This is a genomic window from Actinomadura rayongensis (assembly GCF_009831215.1).
In the GTDB taxonomy this organism is placed as follows: Bacteria; Actinomycetota; Actinomycetes; order Streptosporangiales; family Streptosporangiaceae; genus Spirillospora; species Spirillospora rayongensis.
Window position 1 is genome coordinate 264,194 of sequence record NZ_WUTW01000002.1, and the last position, 15,138, is coordinate 279,331.

Consider the following 15,138-nt stretch of genomic DNA (forward strand, 5'->3'; position numbering starts at 1 on the left):
AGCGCGTCGGCTCGCGCCACGCGACCAGCGCACGTCCGCACGCGCCGCGCGCTACGAGCGCGTGCCCCGCACGTGGTGCGCGGCAAGCGCGCGTCCGCACGTGCCGCGCGCGACTAGCGCGCGTCCGGTCGTGGTGCGCGGCTAGCGTGCGTCGGGGCCTGGGGCGGCGGGGGTGTCGGGGCCGGGGGCCGGGACGGGCGGCGGGGGCGTGTTCGGGGCGCCGTCTGCCGGGGGCGTGGGGGGCGGTCCGTCCTGTGCTGCCGGGACCGTGGTCGGCTGCGGTGCGGCGGTGCGGGACGCCGCGCGGCGGCGGCGTGCCAGCAGGAACGCCGCGCCGCCGCCCGCCAGCACCACGGCGACGCCGCCGCCGATGGCGTAGAGCGGCACGCCGCCGCCGTCCCGGTCGGCGGGCCGGTAGCCGCTGGCGGGCGCGGTGGGCTGCGACTCCGCCAGCGTCGTCCGCTTCGTCCCGGCCTCGGGTGCGGGCTTGCCGTTGTTGCCGGGCTTGCCGGGCGCGGGCGGCGCGTACTTGGACACCGGCAGGGTGCGGATGAACGCGACGAGCGCGCGGTCGGGCTTGCCGGGGTAGGCCTTGAGGGACCTGGCGTAGGCCCCGTTGACCTGCGCGGCGGGCAGCGTGTCGGACTTGACCCGCAGCTTGTTCCCGGCGAGCACCGCGTAGGTCCCCTTGCGCTCCAGCTTGCCCGGCAGCGCGGCGATGATCGCGTCCGGATCGTTCCCGGCGGGGACGACGGCGACGAAGACCGGCACGACGCGCGCCTGCGCCGAGCGCAGCAGTTCCTGGGCCCGGTCGGTGCGCAGGTAGCGGGCGTGCGCGTCGACGTAGTAGCCGCTCTCGATGATGTCCTCGGCGATGGCGTCGAGGTTCACCCCGGCGCGGGCCTCGGCCGACGACGCGAGCAGCGGGGTGAGGCCGAGGGCCGGGGCCAGTACCAGCGAACCGGAGAGGACGAGACGGCGAAGGGAGAGGTCCACGGTACGGCTCCAGGAAACGAGAGATGACGGGCCGACAGTACCGGCATGGACGACGAAACGACGGCAAATGACAGAAGCCGGACTAGATCCCGCGGCCCCGGGTGTGCAGGGCGAGGAGAACGCGTTTGCCGGACACGGCGCCCGACGCGACGGCGAGCGCGAACGGCACGCGCCGTTCGGCCGGATTGGCGCGCAGGGCGCGGACCGACCAGCGCAGCGCGTCCCGGCGGCGGCCGACCGTCGCGCAGCCGAACGCGAGCTGCCCGTAGACCCGGCCCGCCGCGCCCGGGATCCGGCCGATCTCGGGGTAGTGCTCCAGGAACCATTCGAGCGCGGCGACCTTGGTCTCCCACGCCTGCGCGTAGTACGAGGTCAGGCCCCACAGGACCCGGACGAGCGGCTCGTCCACGTTGACGACGGGCGCGCGGCGCGCGGCGCGCAGCGCCAGGTCCCAGTCCTCGCCCTGGCTGCCCGGGATCGACTCGTCCACCATGCCGATGTCGATCAGCGCCGCGCGCCGGGCGACATAGGTGGACGAATGCACGCTCATCATCCGGTCGCGCAGGAGCGCGTCATAGGTGACGCGCGTCGTCCCGGCGAGGCGCGGCAGTTCGCGTCCGTCGAAGTCGATGCGGATGCCGGAACTGCACAGCACCGCGTCCGGCTCCTCCTCCAGCGCCCGGACCTGGGCGGCGAGCTTGCCCGGCAGCCAGGCGTCGTCGTCGTCGCAGAACGCCACGAGGTCGGTGTCGAGGGCGAGGATGCCGCTGTTGCGGGCGCCCGCCAGGCCCGGCGAGCGGGTGTTGGCGAGCACCGACACGCGATCGGAGACGAGCGAGGCGTCAGGTTCGGCGCGGTCGAAGACGACCACCGCGCGCAGGTCGCCGTCGTACTCCTGGGCGAGCACCGAGTCCAGCGCGCGGCGCAGCAGTTCGGGCCGGTCATGCGTCGGGAGGATGACTCCGACTGAAGGCGACATGCGGCTACCTCAGGGGCTCAGGGAAGGTCTCGCGGCCATTCTCCCGCACAGCGGACGGCGAAATGGGCGTTTCACCACGTCGGCCCCGGTTCGTTCAGCGGCTTCCACCAGCGCGGGTTCTCCGCGTACCACGCGATCGTCGCGGGCAGGCCGTCGTCGAACGCGACGCGGGGGGACCAGCCGAGCGCCGCGAGCCGCGTCCCGGTCAGGGCGTAGCGGCGGTCGTGGCCCTTGCGGTCGGGGACGTACCGGACCATGTCCGGACGAGCGTCGCACAGCTCCAGCAGCCGCGCCGTGAGATCGCGGTTGCTCAGGGACGTCGCGCCGACGACGTGGTGGACGGCGCCGGGCTCCCCGCGTTCGGCGACGAGCTGGACGGCGCGCGCGTGGTCCTCGACGTGCGTCCACTGCCGGACGTTGCCGCCGTCGCCGTAGAGCGGCACCGGACGCCCTTCCAGCAGGTTCGTGACGAACAGCGGGATCAGCTTCTCGGGGTACTGGTACGGGCCGTAGGTGTTGCCGCAGCGCGTCACGCACACCGGCAGGCCGTGGGTGCGGGCGTAGGCGAGCGCGACGAGGTCCCCGCCCGCCTTCGCCGCCGCGTACGGGGAACTCGGACGCGGCGGGGCGTCCTCGCCGAAGGCCGCGCCGTCGTCGGCGCTGCCGTAGACCTCGTCGGTGGAGACCTGGACGATCCGGGGCACGCCCGCGTCCAGGCACGCCCGCATCAGCGTCTCGACGCCGAGGGTGTTGGTGCGGACGAACGCCGACGCGTCCTCGATGGAACGATCCACGTGGGACTCGGCCGCGAAGTTCACCACCGCGTCGTGGCCCGGGACGACCTCGGCGAGCAGCGCCGCGTCGCCCACGTCGCCGCGCACGAACGCGTACCCGCCGTCCACCGGGGCGAGGTTGGCGAGGTTGCCCGCGTACGTCAGCGCGTCCAGGACCGTGACGCGGGCGCCCGCGCACTCCGGGTACCGCCCGGACACCAGGTCACGGACGTACTGCGAGCCGACGAAGCCCGCCCCGCCCGTGACCAGCACCCGGCGCGCCACGCGGCTACCGCGCTCCGGTGATCATGCCGGCGGCGACCGTGTTGTTGGTGGCCTCGTCGATGAGGATGAAGCCGCCGGTGAGGCGGTTGCGGGCGTAGTCGTCCACGAACAGCGGCTGGGTGACGCGCAGCGAGACGCGGCCGATCTCGTTGAGGCCGAGGCTCTGCGCGGACTCGTCGCGGTGCAGCGTGTTGACGTCCAGGCGGTAGTTCAGCTCCTTCACCATCGCCTTGGCCGTCCGCGTCGTGTGCTTGAGGACGACCTTCATGCGCGGGGTGAGCTGCCGGTCGGGGGTCATCCAGCAGACCATCGCGTCCAGGTCCTGGGCGACCTCGGGCCGGTTGTTCGGGCGGGCGATCATGTCGCCGCGCGAGATGTCGATCTCGTCGGCCAGCCGCAGCGTGACCGACATCGGCGCGAACGCCTCCTCGACCGGACCGGCGGGGCCGTCGATGTGCGTGATCGTGGTGGTCAGCCCGGACGGCAGGTGGACGACCTCGTCGCCCGGCTTGAGCACTCCGCCCGCGACCTGGCCCGCGTAGCCGCGGTAGTCGTGCAGCTCCGGGTCGGTGGAGGCGTGCGGGCGGATCACGTACTGCACCGGGAACCGCACGTCGATCAGGTTGCGGTCGGACGCGATGTGGACGTGCTCCAGGTGGTGCAGCAGCGACGGCCCGTCGTACCAGGGCATGTTCACCGACCGCTCCACCACGTTGTCGCCGTGCAGCGCCGACAGCGGGATGAACGTCAGGTCCGCCACGTCCAGCTTGGAGGCGAACGCGGTGAACTCGTCCACGATGGATTCGTAGGTGCCCTGCTCGTAGCCGACCAGGTCCATCTTGTTGACCGCGACGACCAGGTGCGGCACCTTCAGCAGCGTCGTCAGGAAGGCGTGGCGGCGCGACTGCTCCAGGATGCCCTTGCGCGCGTCCACCAGGATGATCGCCAGGTCCGCCGTGGACGCGCCGGTCACCATGTTCCGCGTGTACTGGATGTGCCCGGGGGTGTCGGCGATGATGAACTTGCGGCGCGGCGTCGCGAAGTACCGGTACGCCACGTCGATCGTGATGCCCTGCTCGCGCTCGGCCCGCAGGCCGTCGGTCAGCAGCGCCAGGTTGGTGTACTCCTCGCCGCGGTCGGCGCTGGTGCGCTCCACCGATTCGAGCTGGTCCTCGAAGATCGACTTGGAGTCGTACAGCAGCCGGCCGATGAGGGTGGACTTGCCGTCGTCCACGCTGCCGGCGGTGGCGAACCGCAGGATGTCCATCTGCTTGGGGGCGGCCATCAGAAGTAGCCCTCCTTCTTGCGGTCCTCCATCGCGGCCTCACTGGCCCGGTCGTCGGCGCGGGTCTGGCCGCGCTCGGTGATCCGGGTCGCCGCGATCTCCTCGATCACCTCGTCCAGCGACACCGCCGACGACTTCACCGCGCCGGTGCAGGACGCGTCGCCGACCGTCCGGTACCGGACGGTGGCCTCGAACACCGGCTCGTCGTCGCCCCGGTTGGCGTACGGCAGGTCCGCCAGGAGCATCCCGTCGCGCTCGAACACCCGCCGCGAGTGCGCGAAGTAGATCGACGGAAGCTCCAGCTCCTCACGCCGCACGTAGTCCCAGATGTCCAGCTCGGTCCAGTTCGACAGCGGGAACACCCGGACGTGCTCGCCCTGCCGGATCCGCGTGTTGTAGAGGTTCCACAGCTCGGGACGCTGGTTCTTCGGGTCCCACTGGCCGAACTCGTCCCGGAACGACACCACCCGCTCCTTGGCGCGGGCCTTCTCCTCGTCCCGACGCGCTCCACCGAACGCCGCGTCGAAACGGTGCTCCTCGATCGCGTCCAAAAGCGTCGTGGTCTGGAGACGGTTACGGCTCGCACGCCGTCCGGTCTCCTCCACGACGCGGCCGTTGTCGATCGACTCCTGCACCGACGCCACCACCAGCCGGACGCCCAGCTCGGCCACCCGCCGGTCCCGGTACTCGATCACCTCGGGGAAGTTGTGGCCGGTGTCCACGTGCATCACCGGGAACGGGATCGGCGCCGGCGCGAACGCCTTCTGCGCCAGGCGCAGCATGACGATGCTGTCCTTGCCGCCGGAGAACAGCAGCACGGGACGCTCGAACTCCGCCGCCACCTCCCGGATGATCTGGATGGATTCGGCTTCGAGGACGTCCAACTGGGACAGCAGATAATCGCAGCGCTGCATCGTCTCGGGTCTCTCCACGCTCTCTGGCGGTCGCGCCGGTGGGGCGCCGGGCTTCCTGGGTCAACCCGGCAGGGCGTCGCTCACATCCCGGATGCCGGTCAGCAGCGTCGATGCCGACACGGGGTGGCACACCAGGATATCCGGCAAAGTGGGGTCCGGCCGGTTATACGCCAGTGGCGACCCGTCCACCCGGGACGCGTGGGCGCCCGCCGCGAGCGCCACCGCCGCCGGGGCGGCCGAGTCCCACTCGTACTGGCCGCCGGCGTGGACGTAGGCGTCGACCTCGCCGAGCAGGACCGCCGAGATCTTCGCGCCCGCCGAGCCGATGGGAACGAGCGTCACGTCGAGGTCGAGCGCGTCGGCGAGCCGCTGGACGAACGCCGGCGGCCGGGTCCGGCTGACCGCGATGCGCAGCCTCCCCGGCTCGGGCTCGGGGACGCGCAGGTCCTGCTCGCCCGCCTTCGCGCCGCCCACAACCGTGCGCAACGTCACACCCTGCGCGGGCAGCGCGACGGCTCCGGCGGCCAGTTCGCCCTTCACCCAGAGCGCCACGTGGACGGCCCAGTCCGCGCGGCCCTCCTCGGAGTACTCGCGGGTGCCGTCCAGCGGGTCCACGATCCAGACCCGGTCGGCGGCGAGACGGTCGGCGTCGCGGGTGTTGCCCGTCGGGGCCCGGTCCGCGCCGCCCCGTGAGCGCTTGCCCGCCGCCGACGCGCGGCCCTCCTCCGACAGGACCGCGTCGCCCGGACGGCGCTCGGCGAGGGCGGCCATCAGGTGCTCGTGGGCGCGCAGGTCGCCGGTGTCCTTGAGGGCGCGCGGGTCGCCGTGGCCCACCTCCTTGCGGACGGCCAGCAGCAGCCGTCCCGCCTCGGTGGCCAGGTCCGCGGCGAGCGCGTGATCGTCCGCCGCCGTGTGCTCCGTCGTGTGCGCCGTCATCCGCGCTCCGTCCCGCGTCCGCCGCGGGCTCGGCCGAACCCGCGGGCCCATTCTCCACGGAACAGGCAGGGAATGCGCCGCCGGGGCGGCGGCGACCAACTGGCCGTCAGTACGCGCCCGAGCCGCGCACCACGGCCGACCACGTCTTCCACATGATCTGGAGGTCGAGCGCGAGGGACCAGTTGTCCACATAGCGCAGGTCGAGGCGGACGGACTCGTCCCAGCTCAGGTCGGACCGGCCGCTGACCTGCCACAGCCCCGTCAGGCCCGGCTTCACCACGAGCCGCCGGTAGACGTCGCCGCCGTACCGGGCGACCTCGTCGGGCAGCGGCGGACGCGGGCCGACGAGCGACATGTCGCCGCGCACCACGTTGATGAGCTGGGGCAGCTCGTCCAGCGAGTAGCGGCGCAGCACCCGGCCGACGCGCGTGATCCGCGGATCGGACTTGATCTTGAACAGGACGCCGTCGTACTCGTTGCTCGCCAGCAGCTCGTGCTTGCGGGTCTCGGCGTCGGCGACCATCGTGCGGAACTTCAGGACGGTGAACTCCTCGCCGTCGCGTCCCACCCGGACCTGCCGGAACATGACCTGCCCCGAACTCGTGATCTTGATCAGCGCGGCGATGCACAGCAGCAGCGGGCTGAGCACGGCGAGACCGGCCAGCGCGAACGTCCGGTCCACGAGGCCCTTGAGGACCTTGCGCCCGCCCGCCAGCTCCGGGTGCTCCAGGTGCAGCAGCGGCAGGCCCGTCACCGGCCGGATCGAGATGCGCGGCCCGGCGACGTCCATGAGCGCCGGGGCGACGACCAGCTCCACGTCGTCGCGTTCGAGCTGCCAGGCGAGCCGCCGCAGCGCGACCCCGTCCATCTCGGGGCAGGCGAGCACCGCCACCGAGTCCGCGCCGACCCGCTCCACGACCGACGCCGCCGCGCCGAAGTCGCCGAGCACCGGCACGCCCTCGACGTCCCCGGCGGCGGACTCGCCCGGCGGAACGCACACCGCGACGATGTCCATGCCGTGGTAGGCCTTCCCGCGCAGCAGCCGGATGAGATCCGCCAGGGCCCCCAGGTGGCCGACCGCGACGACCCGCCGCATGCACTCGCCGCCCCAGCGGCGCTTGTGCAGCCATTTGCGCAGCCGGTACCGCATCAGCAGGTCCAGCAGCGTCCCGACCGGCAACGCGATCACGACGTACCCGCGCGCGACCTCGGTCTTGGTCGCGTAGGCCAGGATGGCGACGGTCGCCGTCAGCGCGAAGCCCGCGCGGACGACGCGGTGGAACTCCTCGTACCCGACCCCGACGAACCGCGGCTGGTAGGCGCGGCACAACGCGAGCGTCAGCAGCCACCCGAGCGGGAGCAGGACGCTGAAGACGAGGTAGGGGGTGTTGCGTTCGGTCGGCGTCCCGGGAAAGCGGACGACGTACGCCACCGCGCTCGCCAGCAGCATGGAGCCGAAGTCCAGCGTGATCGCGCGCCGGCGGTACCGCGCCGGCCAGGCCGTTGTCGGCCGCACGGTTGGTCGCCGCACCTCTGCGGTGAGCACGTCGGTACCGACCTTGTCGACGACGGCCATCTACGCCTCACCAGCCCCTTTGACGCGCCCACGCCCCACGATCCACCTCGAAGACGCCCGAACGCCACGTGAGGTTCACATGCGACGTCCGCTCCGCCGGTCGCCTGGATCTTACGGCCGGTTTATTTCACAACGAAGTCGCCGCACCATCGACTAGGACAGTCTTCTCTAACCAGAATTAATCGCCCATATAACCCGGGTTTGCCCGTCGCTCGCCGTGCGTTCACCTGACCCCGGCCGGAGGACCGAGCCGTCTACCACGCAAAACGCCGGAATCGCCCACGCGATGACGCCGTCCGCGCGAGCATCCGGACGCGGAGCGCAGCGCCCCGGACACCCGCGCAACACCGTGACCAGGTTCGGCCCGGCCCCTTACAGCGCCCGGACGTGAGGTCGCCGGTGGTCAGGTGGCGTGGAAGGCGTTCTGCGCGGCTTCCAGGGGGCCGGCCGTCAGCGCCTCGACGGCGTCGGCCGCGCGCTCGGCGTTCAGGTCCAGCTCGCGGCGCTCGGTGGTCGAGAAGTCGCGCAGGACGAACGTCGCCGGGTCCATCCGGCCCGGCGGGCGCCCCACGCCGAACCGCACCCGCAGGTACTCGCGGTCGCCCAGCGACTTCGTGATCGACCGCAGGCCGTTGTGTCCGTTGTCACCGCCGCCGCGCTTCAGCCGGATCGCGCCGTAGGGGATGTCCAGCTCGTCGTGGACGACGATCAACCGCCCCACCGGCACCTTGTAGAAGTCGCGCAGCGCCTTCACCGGCCCGCCGGACTCGTTCATCCACGAGCGCGGCTTGGCGAGCACGACGCGCTCGGCGCCGAGCCGTCCCTCGACGACGTCGGCGCGGGCCTTGTGCGCCTTGAACTTGCCGCCCGTCCGCCCGGCGAGGACGTCCAGCACCAGGAACCCGGCGTTGTGCCGGTTGCCCGCGTACGAGGGCCCCGGGTTCCCGAGCCCCACCACCAGCCACGGCTCAGCGGCCATCACTCCTCCGTTCCCCGGCCGGACAGCGGACGGCCCCCGCGGGACTGCCGCCCGCGGGGGCCGTGCGCGCGCGCCGCCCGGCGGGGGCGGCGCGGCCGGATCACTCTCCGGCGGACTCGGTCTCCTCGGCGGCCTGCTCCTCGGCCGCGGCCTCGGCGGCCTCCGCCTCCTCGGCGGCGGCGACCTCCTCCTCGGTCGGCTCGGCGGCCGGGCCGGCCTCCAGCGTCGCGTCCACGATCTGGGCGATCAGCGTGTCCTCGTCGACGGTGAGCTGGACGCCGGACGGCAGCGTCACGTCCTTGGCGAGGATCTGCGTGCCGATCTCCAGGCCGTCGGCCGACACCTCGACCGACTCGGGGATGTGCGTCGCCTCGGCCTCGACCGCGATCTGCACGACGGGCTGCTCGATGCGCGCCCCGGACACCGGCTCGCCGACGACGTTCACCGCGATGTCCACGGCGACCTTCTCGCCGCGCTTCACCAGCAGCAGGTCGACGTGCTCCAGGAAGCCCTTGATCGGGTCGCGCTGGACGTCCTTCGGCAGGGCCAGCTCCGCGCCCGACGCCAGGCCCTCGATGGTGAGGAGCACGTTCGGCGTCTTGAGCGCCAGCATGAGGTCGTGGCCCGGCAGCGTGATGTGCTGCGGCTCGGTGCCATGACCGTAGAGGACGGCGGGAACCTTGCCGGCCCGGCGGGTGCGCCGCGCGGCACCCTTACCGAACTCGGTGCGCGGCTCGGCGGCGATGCGTACCTCGGACACGGCGAAAACTCCTTGCTTTTTGCGATCCACGGCCGTCCGGCATGGACGTCCGCTGCGGACAGAGCTCGATCAGGCATGCTCGACGCGTCAGGCGCCTCGAAGATTGTTCGCGTTCCCCGGGGAGTGCGCGTCCCGTCGCACGGGACCGAACTGGGCGACCCGGGGCCTACGCGGATTCGACAAGTCTAACCGATCCCCGCCCCGCCCCACGCCACCCCCGGGCGCGCGCGAACGGCGCCCGCGCGGGGCGCTGGTGGCGAAGAGGGTGCTGCGCGCGCGCCGTCGGGCGCGCAGCGGGGCGGGGAGCGGAGGGGTCTAGCTGTGGCCGCCGAAGAGGCTGGTCACCGAACCGTCGCTGAAGACCTCGTTGATCGCGCGGGCGACGAGCGGGGCGATCGACAGGACGGTCAGCTTGTCGAACTGCTTGTCCTCGGGGATCGGAAGCGTGTTGGTCAGCACGACCTCGGAGATCCGCGAGTTCTTCAGGCGGTCCACCGCGGGCCCGGACAGGACGCCGTGGGTGGCCGCGACGACGACCTTCGTCGCGCCGTTCTCGAACAGCGCGTCCGCGGCCTTCACGATCGTGCCGCCGGTGTCGATCATGTCGTCCACGATGACGCAGGTGCGGCCCGCGACCTCGCCGACGACGTCGAAGACCTTCACCTCGTTGGCGACGTCCGGGTCGCGCTTCTTGTGGATGATCGCCATCGGGGCGCCGCCCAGCCGGTCGCTCCACCGCTCGGTCACGCGCACCCGGCCCGCGTCCGGCGCGACGACCGTCACCTGCGACAGGTCGAGCCGCGACTCGAAGTGGTCGGCCAGCAGGTCCAGCGCGAACAGGTGGTCCACCGGGCCGTCGAAGAAGCCCTGGATCTGCGCGGTGTGCAGGTCGACCGTGATGAGCCGGTGCGCGCCCGCCGTCTTGAACAGGTCCGCCATGAGACGGGCCGAGATCGGTTCGCGCCCGCGGTGCTTCTTGTCCTGCCGGGCGTAGCCGAAGAACGGCGCGACCACGGTGATCCGCTTGGCGGACGCGCGTTTCAGCGCGTCCACCATGATCAGCTGCTCCATGATCCATTGGTTGATCGGAGCCGTGTGGCTCTGGATGACGAACGCGTCCGACCCGCGCACCGACTCCAGGAACCGGACGAACGTCTCACCGTTGGCGAAGTCATACGCCGAGGTCGGCGTCAGCTCCATGTCGAGGTGGGCGGCCACCTCCTTCGCCAGCTCCGGGTGGGCGCGGCCGGAGAACAGCATCATCTGCTTCTGGCCGCTCGCCTTGATCCCACTCACCTGCGACAACTCCCCCTCTTAGGACTCACTGCGCCCGCCCTCGGGGAACGGACGCCGCCGGGGGCGGGCGACGGCGGTCATGTGCCGTCCCCGTCCCGCTCGGCGCGGGCGGCGCCGGCCGCCGTGGCGGACGGCGTGCCGGCACGCTTGCGGCCGACCCACCCCTCGATATTTCGCTGCCGGCCGCGGGCGACTCCGATCGCCCCCGGCGGAACGTCCTGGGTGACGGTCGAGCCCGCCGCCGTGTACGCGCCGTCCCCGACGCGCACCGGCGCGACCAGGACCGAGTTGCTGCCGACGAACGCCGCCGGGCCCACCTCGGTCCGGTGCTTGTTCACGCCGTCGTAGTTGGCGAAGATCGTCCCGGCGCCGATGTTCGCGCCCGCGCCGATCTCCGCGTCGCCCACGTAGGACAGGTGCGGGACCTTGGCCTTCTCGCCGACCTCGGCGTTCTTCAGCTCGACGTACGTCCCGGCCTTGGCGCCGCGCGCGAGGCGGGCGCCCGGGCGCAGGTAGGCGAACGGGCCGACCGAGACCTCGTCCCCGATCTCGGCGCCGACGCAGACCGCGTTGACGACGGTGGCGTCCGCGCCGACGCGGGTGTCGGTCAGCGTGCAGTTCGGGCCGACGGTCGCGCCCTCGCCGAGGTGGGTCGCGCCGTGCAGCTGCGTGTTCGGCAGGACGGTCGCGTCCGGCTCGGCGGTGACGCCCACGTCGATCCAGGTCGAGGCGGGGTCGACGATCGTGACCCCGGCGCGCATCAGGCGCTCCAGGATCCGGTCGTTGAGCTGGCGGCGCGCCTGCGCGAGCTGGACGCGGTCGTTGACGCCCTGCGTCCCGACCCAGTCGTCGGTGCGGAACGCTCCCACGCGGTGGCCGTCGCCGCGCAGGATGCCGACGACGTCGGTCAGGTACTCCTCGCCGCCCGCGTTGTCGGTGGTGAGGCGCTTGAGCGCGCCGTCCAGCAGGGCGCCGTCGAACGCGTACATGCCGACGTTGATCTCGCGGACGGCGCGCTGCTCGTCGGTGGCGTCCTTCTGCTCGACGATCGCGGTGACGGCGCCGTCGGCGTCCCGCAGCACCCGGCCGTAGCCGGTGGGGTCGGGCATGGGCGTGGTGAGGACGGTCGCCGCGTTGCCCTCGGTCTCGTGCGTCCGGACCAGCTCGGCGAGCACTTCGCCGGTGAGCAGCGGATGGTCGCCGTTGGTGACGATCACCGTCCCGGACAGGGCGCCGGTCTGCTCCAGCGCGACGCGGACGGCGTGGCCGGTGCCGCCGCGCCGCTCCTGCACGACGGGCTCGGCGGCGGGCGCGTGCTCGGCCAGGTGCGCGACGACCTGCTCGCGGCGGTGCCCGACGACGACGACGAGCCGATCGGGCTCCAGCTCGCCGGCGGCGGCCAGCACATGGCCGACCATGCTGCGCCCGCCCAGCTCGTGGAGCACTTTGGAGGTACGGGACTTCATCCGGGTGCCCTCACCTGCGGCGAGGACGATGACGGCGGCCGGGCGGCTCGCGCTCACGAAGAGGCTCCTCGGCATCGCGGACTGTTTGGAGTTCGGGGACGAACAACGGTGTTCACCTGCGAGAACAGGGCAGGCCGAAGCCACGCTCACCCGACAACCGAAGGATACCGCCCGGCGGCGGCGCCGAACCCGGCGGCATCGCCCCGGCCGGGCGCGCGCCGTGCGGCGGGGGCCGGGACGGGGACAAAACCGACAGCTCCGGCGCCTGGACTCGAACCAGGAATAGCGGGACCAAAACCCGCCGTGAATGCCAATTTCACCACGCCGGACCGCAAACCGGACATCCCGCGCTACCGGACCCGGTCCTGCCGCGCCCAACTTTACCCGGACTCCCCCACCGTCCGCCTCTCGGAATCACCCGAGCCACGCGGGCAGCGGCTCGTGCGCCGCGCGCCAGCCGGCCGGGACGGCGTCCGCGATCCCCTCCGGATGCGCGTGCGTGACCTCGGCGGAGCGGGCGGCCTGCTCGGCGGCGCGGGCCGGGTCGTCGGCGAAGTAGGCGCCGAGCGGCGCGACGCGCATCGCCGCGCCGTTGCCGTAGGAGCCGCCGTCGAACAGCTCGCGCGCGGCGGTCGCCCAGTGCGCGCCGCGCTCCAGCCGGTCCAGGAGTTCGAGCGCGCCCATCCCGTAACGGCGGCCGACGTCGCTGTATTCCAAAAGCCCCGGCCTGCGGCGCTCGCCTGGCGGCTCGCCCCGCAACCGTGCCTTGTGCGAGTGCTGCATCGCTTCGCGATCTTCCCGCCCGGGGACTCGCCTCCGGCTTCGTCCCCGGGCGCTCAGTTAACGCACTCGCGCGATAGCTGAGGCCACTTCGCCGACCGAAGGAGATTCGTGGGCGGAGCGGGCGGCGGGGGCGAGGTGCATGGGAGTCCGTCCGGAGAGAGTCGTCCTGAGGTCGTCGTTCGTTAAGAGGGAGTCTCGTCCCCGCAAATCCGGGTACGCGACCTTTTAATCGACCGGGCCCTGCCCAACCTACGGTCGCGTAGGTTACGGTGGCGTAGGTAGGCCCGCGACAGCAACAACAAGAAAGGGTGACGCATGACTACAGCCCCCGCAGTCGACTCTCCACGCCGTGAGGCACGGCCGGAGATCGACCCATCGCCGCGCGGCTCGGCGGAGAAGGTCCTGATCGCGGTGTTCACCGCGGTCCCGTTCCTGGCGCTGTTCGCGGCGGTCCCGCTCGCGTGGGGGCGCTTCCTCGGCTGGTCGGACGTGGTCCTGACCGCCGTCTTCTACTTCGTCTCGGCCGCGGGCATCACCGTCGGCTACCACCGGTACTTCACGCACGGCTCGTTCAAGGCGAACCGCGCGCTCAAGATCGCGCTCGCCCTGGCCGGCGGCCTCGCGATGGAAGGCCCGGTCATCACCTGGGTCGCCGACCACCGCCGCCACCACAAGCACTCCGACAAGGAGTTCGACCCGCACTCGCCGTGGCGGTTCGGCGACGACTGGAAGGCCCTCGCCAAGGGCCTCGCGTGGGCGCACTACGGCTGGCTGTTCAACGCCAACCGCACGTCCAAGCAGCGCTTCGCCAAGGACCTGCTGGACGACCGCGACCTCACCCGCATCCACCGCTGGTTCCCCGGCCTCGTCGGCGTCTCGTTCCTGCTCCCGGCGCTGCTCGGCGGCCTGATGACCTGGTCCTGGCAGGGCGCGCTGACCGCGCTGTTCTGGGCGGGCCTCGTGCGGATCACGCTCGTCCACCACGTGACGTGGTCGATCAACTCGATCTGCCACACCTTCGGCGCCGAGCACTTCGAGGTGCGCGACAAATCCCGCAACGTGTGGTGGCTGGCGATCCCGTCCCTCGGCGAGTCCTGGCACAACCTCCACCACTGCGACCCGACCTCCGCGCGGCACGGCGTCCTGCCGGGGCAGATCGACATCAGCGCGCGCGTCATCTGGGCCTTCGAGAAGGCCGGCTGGGCGCGGGACGTCCGCTGGCCGACCGCCGAGCGCGTGGCGGCGAAACGCACGAAGCGCCCCGCTTGAGCGTCACAATTGTCCCTGTGACAGAACCCGCCCCCCGGTCGCGCAGGAAGCGGATGACCGGCAAAGAACGCCGTGAGCAGCTCCTCGACATCGGACGGACGCTCTTCGCCGCGCGCGGCCTGGACGGCACGTCGGTCGAGGAGATCGCCGCCGCGGCCGGGGTCTCCAAGCCCGTCGTGTACGAGCACTTCGGCGGCAAGGAGGGTCTGTACGCGGTCGTCGTGGACCGGGAGTTCGAGAAGCTGCTCGGGCTCGTCGCCGAGGCGCTGACCTCGGCGATCCACTACCGCCGCAAGCTGGAGCGCGCGGCGCTGGCGCTGCTGGAGTACATCGAGGAGAACCCCGACGGGTTCCGCATCCTCGTGCGCGACTCGCACGGCGGGACGGGCACCGGCAGCTACGCGAGCCTGCTCAGCGAGATCGCGGGCGAGGTCGAGCACCTCATGGCCCAGGAACTCGACCGGCACGAGTACGACGACAAGTTCGCCCCGATGTACGCCCAGATGCTCGTGGGCATGGTCGCGCTGACCGGCCAGTGGTGGCTGGACGTCCGCAAGCCCCGCCGCGAGGAGGTCGCCGCGCACGTGGTGAACCTCGCGTGGAACGGGCTGTCGGGCCTGGAGCCGAAGCCGACGCTGGATCCGCGCCGTCGCCGCAAGGAGATGGAGCGGATGGAGAAGCGGGCCGAGAAGCGGGCGGAGAAGGAGCGCAAGGCCGAGGAGAAGGCGCAGCGCCGGAACCCGGCCGAGCCGTGAGCGGCGCCGGTGGCCGTCCGGAGTTCTTCCGGAGGGCCACCGGCAGGGGTCGCCGGTCTCGGGTCACGAGTCCGGGGTCGTCGGGA

General features: G+C 72.2%; 14 protein-coding genes and 1 tRNA gene. 2 read left to right on the forward strand and 13 right to left on the reverse strand.

The genetic code is table 11. The features are described from left to right. Nucleotides 1-141: 141 nt before the first annotated feature. The 13 genes from GQ466_RS10600 to GQ466_RS32270 form a co-directional block, all read right to left on the reverse strand. A complete protein-coding gene (locus GQ466_RS10600; RefSeq protein ID WP_161102713.1) occupies nt 142-996 on the reverse strand; it encodes a hypothetical protein in 855 nt (284 codons plus the stop codon). An 82-nt stretch (nt 997-1,078) separates the two neighbouring features. Continuing rightward, nucleotides 1,079-1,975: a glycosyltransferase family 2 protein gene (locus GQ466_RS10605; protein ID WP_161102714.1), complete on the reverse strand. Its 897-nt coding sequence runs from the start codon at nt 1,973-1,975 to the stop codon at nt 1,079-1,081. Nucleotides 1,976-2,046: 71 nt separating this feature from the next. Next, nucleotides 2,047-3,033: a dTDP-glucose 4,6-dehydratase gene (gene rfbB / locus GQ466_RS10610; protein ID WP_161102715.1), complete on the reverse strand. Its 987-nt coding sequence runs from the start codon at nt 3,031-3,033 to the stop codon at nt 2,047-2,049. A 4-nt stretch (nt 3,034-3,037) separates the two neighbouring features. Then, entirely contained in the window at nt 3,038-4,300 is a 1,263-nt protein-coding gene (locus GQ466_RS10615; protein ID WP_161103816.1) for a sulfate adenylyltransferase subunit 1, read from the reverse strand. Nucleotides 4,301-4,317: 17 nt separating this feature from the next. Next, nucleotides 4,318-5,232 (reverse strand): sulfate adenylyltransferase subunit CysD, encoded by a 915-nt coding sequence (cysD, locus tag GQ466_RS10620; RefSeq protein ID WP_161103817.1) that lies wholly within the window; start codon nt 5,230-5,232, stop codon nt 4,318-4,320. 60 nt (nt 5,233-5,292) lie between these two features. Then, the gene (locus GQ466_RS10625) at nt 5,293-6,168 is read right to left on the reverse strand and encodes a 3'(2'),5'-bisphosphate nucleotidase CysQ (RefSeq protein WP_161102716.1); all 876 of its coding nucleotides are present in this window, start codon (nt 6,166-6,168) and stop codon (nt 5,293-5,295) included. 106 nt (nt 6,169-6,274) lie between these two features. After that, nucleotides 6,275-7,744, reverse strand: coding sequence for a sugar transferase (locus tag GQ466_RS10630; protein WP_161102717.1), 1,470 nt, complete (start codon nt 7,742-7,744; stop codon nt 6,275-6,277). A gap of 403 nt (nt 7,745-8,147) precedes the next feature. Further along, entirely contained in the window at nt 8,148-8,723 is a 576-nt protein-coding gene (gene pth / locus GQ466_RS10635; RefSeq protein ID WP_161102718.1) for an aminoacyl-tRNA hydrolase, read from the reverse strand. Nucleotides 8,724-8,823: 100 nt separating this feature from the next. Continuing rightward, nucleotides 8,824-9,483: a 50S ribosomal protein L25/general stress protein Ctc gene (locus GQ466_RS10640; RefSeq protein WP_161102719.1), complete on the reverse strand. Its 660-nt coding sequence runs from the start codon at nt 9,481-9,483 to the stop codon at nt 8,824-8,826. Between the two features lie 315 nt (nt 9,484-9,798). After that, nucleotides 9,799-10,779: a ribose-phosphate diphosphokinase gene (locus tag GQ466_RS10645; RefSeq protein WP_161102720.1), complete on the reverse strand. Its 981-nt coding sequence runs from the start codon at nt 10,777-10,779 to the stop codon at nt 9,799-9,801. Between the two features lie 77 nt (nt 10,780-10,856). Further along, the gene (glmU, locus tag GQ466_RS10650) at nt 10,857-12,302 is read right to left on the reverse strand and encodes a bifunctional UDP-N-acetylglucosamine diphosphorylase/glucosamine-1-phosphate N-acetyltransferase GlmU (RefSeq protein WP_161102721.1); all 1,446 of its coding nucleotides are present in this window, start codon (nt 12,300-12,302) and stop codon (nt 10,857-10,859) included. A 199-nt stretch (nt 12,303-12,501) separates the two neighbouring features. Continuing rightward, nucleotides 12,502-12,574: transfer RNA gene (locus tag GQ466_RS10655), tRNA-Gln, on the reverse strand. Nucleotides 12,575-12,659: 85 nt separating this feature from the next. Further along, nucleotides 12,660-13,028: an ADP-ribosylglycohydrolase family protein gene (locus tag GQ466_RS32270; RefSeq protein WP_202420370.1), complete on the reverse strand. Its 369-nt coding sequence runs from the start codon at nt 13,026-13,028 to the stop codon at nt 12,660-12,662. Between the two features lie 315 nt (nt 13,029-13,343). On the opposite strand from GQ466_RS32270, the gene GQ466_RS10665 reads away from it, so the two are divergent. Both GQ466_RS10665 and GQ466_RS10670 read left to right on the forward strand, forming a co-directional pair. Further along, the gene (locus tag GQ466_RS10665; protein ID WP_161102722.1) at nt 13,344-14,297 is read left to right on the forward strand and encodes an acyl-CoA desaturase; all 954 of its coding nucleotides are present in this window, start codon (nt 13,344-13,346) and stop codon (nt 14,295-14,297) included. A 53-nt stretch (nt 14,298-14,350) separates the two neighbouring features. Continuing rightward, nucleotides 14,351-15,052 (forward strand): TetR/AcrR family transcriptional regulator, encoded by a 702-nt coding sequence (locus GQ466_RS10670; RefSeq protein ID WP_161102723.1) that lies wholly within the window; start codon nt 14,351-14,353, stop codon nt 15,050-15,052. Nucleotides 15,053-15,138 lie beyond the last annotated feature (86 nt).

Bases quoted from the DNA above. Each gene is read 5' to 3' on its own strand.
- GQ466_RS10605 (WP_161102714.1), bottom strand. From the start codon at position 1,975: ATGTCGCCTTCAGTCGGAGTCATCCTCCCGACGCATGACCGGCCCGAA.
- GQ466_RS10615 (WP_161103816.1), bottom strand. From the start codon at position 4,300: ATGGACATCCTGCGGTTCGCCACCGCCGGCAGCGTGGACGACGGCAAG.
- cysD (WP_161103817.1), bottom strand. From the start codon at position 5,232: ATGCAGCGCTGCGATTATCTGCTGTCCCAGTTGGACGTCCTCGAAGCC.
- GQ466_RS10625 (WP_161102716.1), bottom strand. From the start codon at position 6,168: ATGACGGCGCACACGACGGAGCACACGGCGGCGGACGATCACGCGCTC.
- GQ466_RS10630 (WP_161102717.1), bottom strand. From the start codon at position 7,744: ATGGCCGTCGTCGACAAGGTCGGTACCGACGTGCTCACCGCAGAGGTG.
- pth (WP_161102718.1), bottom strand. From the start codon at position 8,723: ATGGCCGCTGAGCCGTGGCTGGTGGTGGGGCTCGGGAACCCGGGGCCC.
- GQ466_RS32270 (WP_202420370.1), bottom strand. From the start codon at position 13,028: ATGCAGCACTCGCACAAGGCACGGTTGCGGGGCGAGCCGCCAGGCGAG.
- GQ466_RS10665 (WP_161102722.1), top strand. From the start codon at position 13,344: ATGACTACAGCCCCCGCAGTCGACTCTCCACGCCGTGAGGCACGGCCG.
- GQ466_RS10670 (WP_161102723.1), top strand. From the start codon at position 14,351: ATGACCGGCAAAGAACGCCGTGAGCAGCTCCTCGACATCGGACGGACG.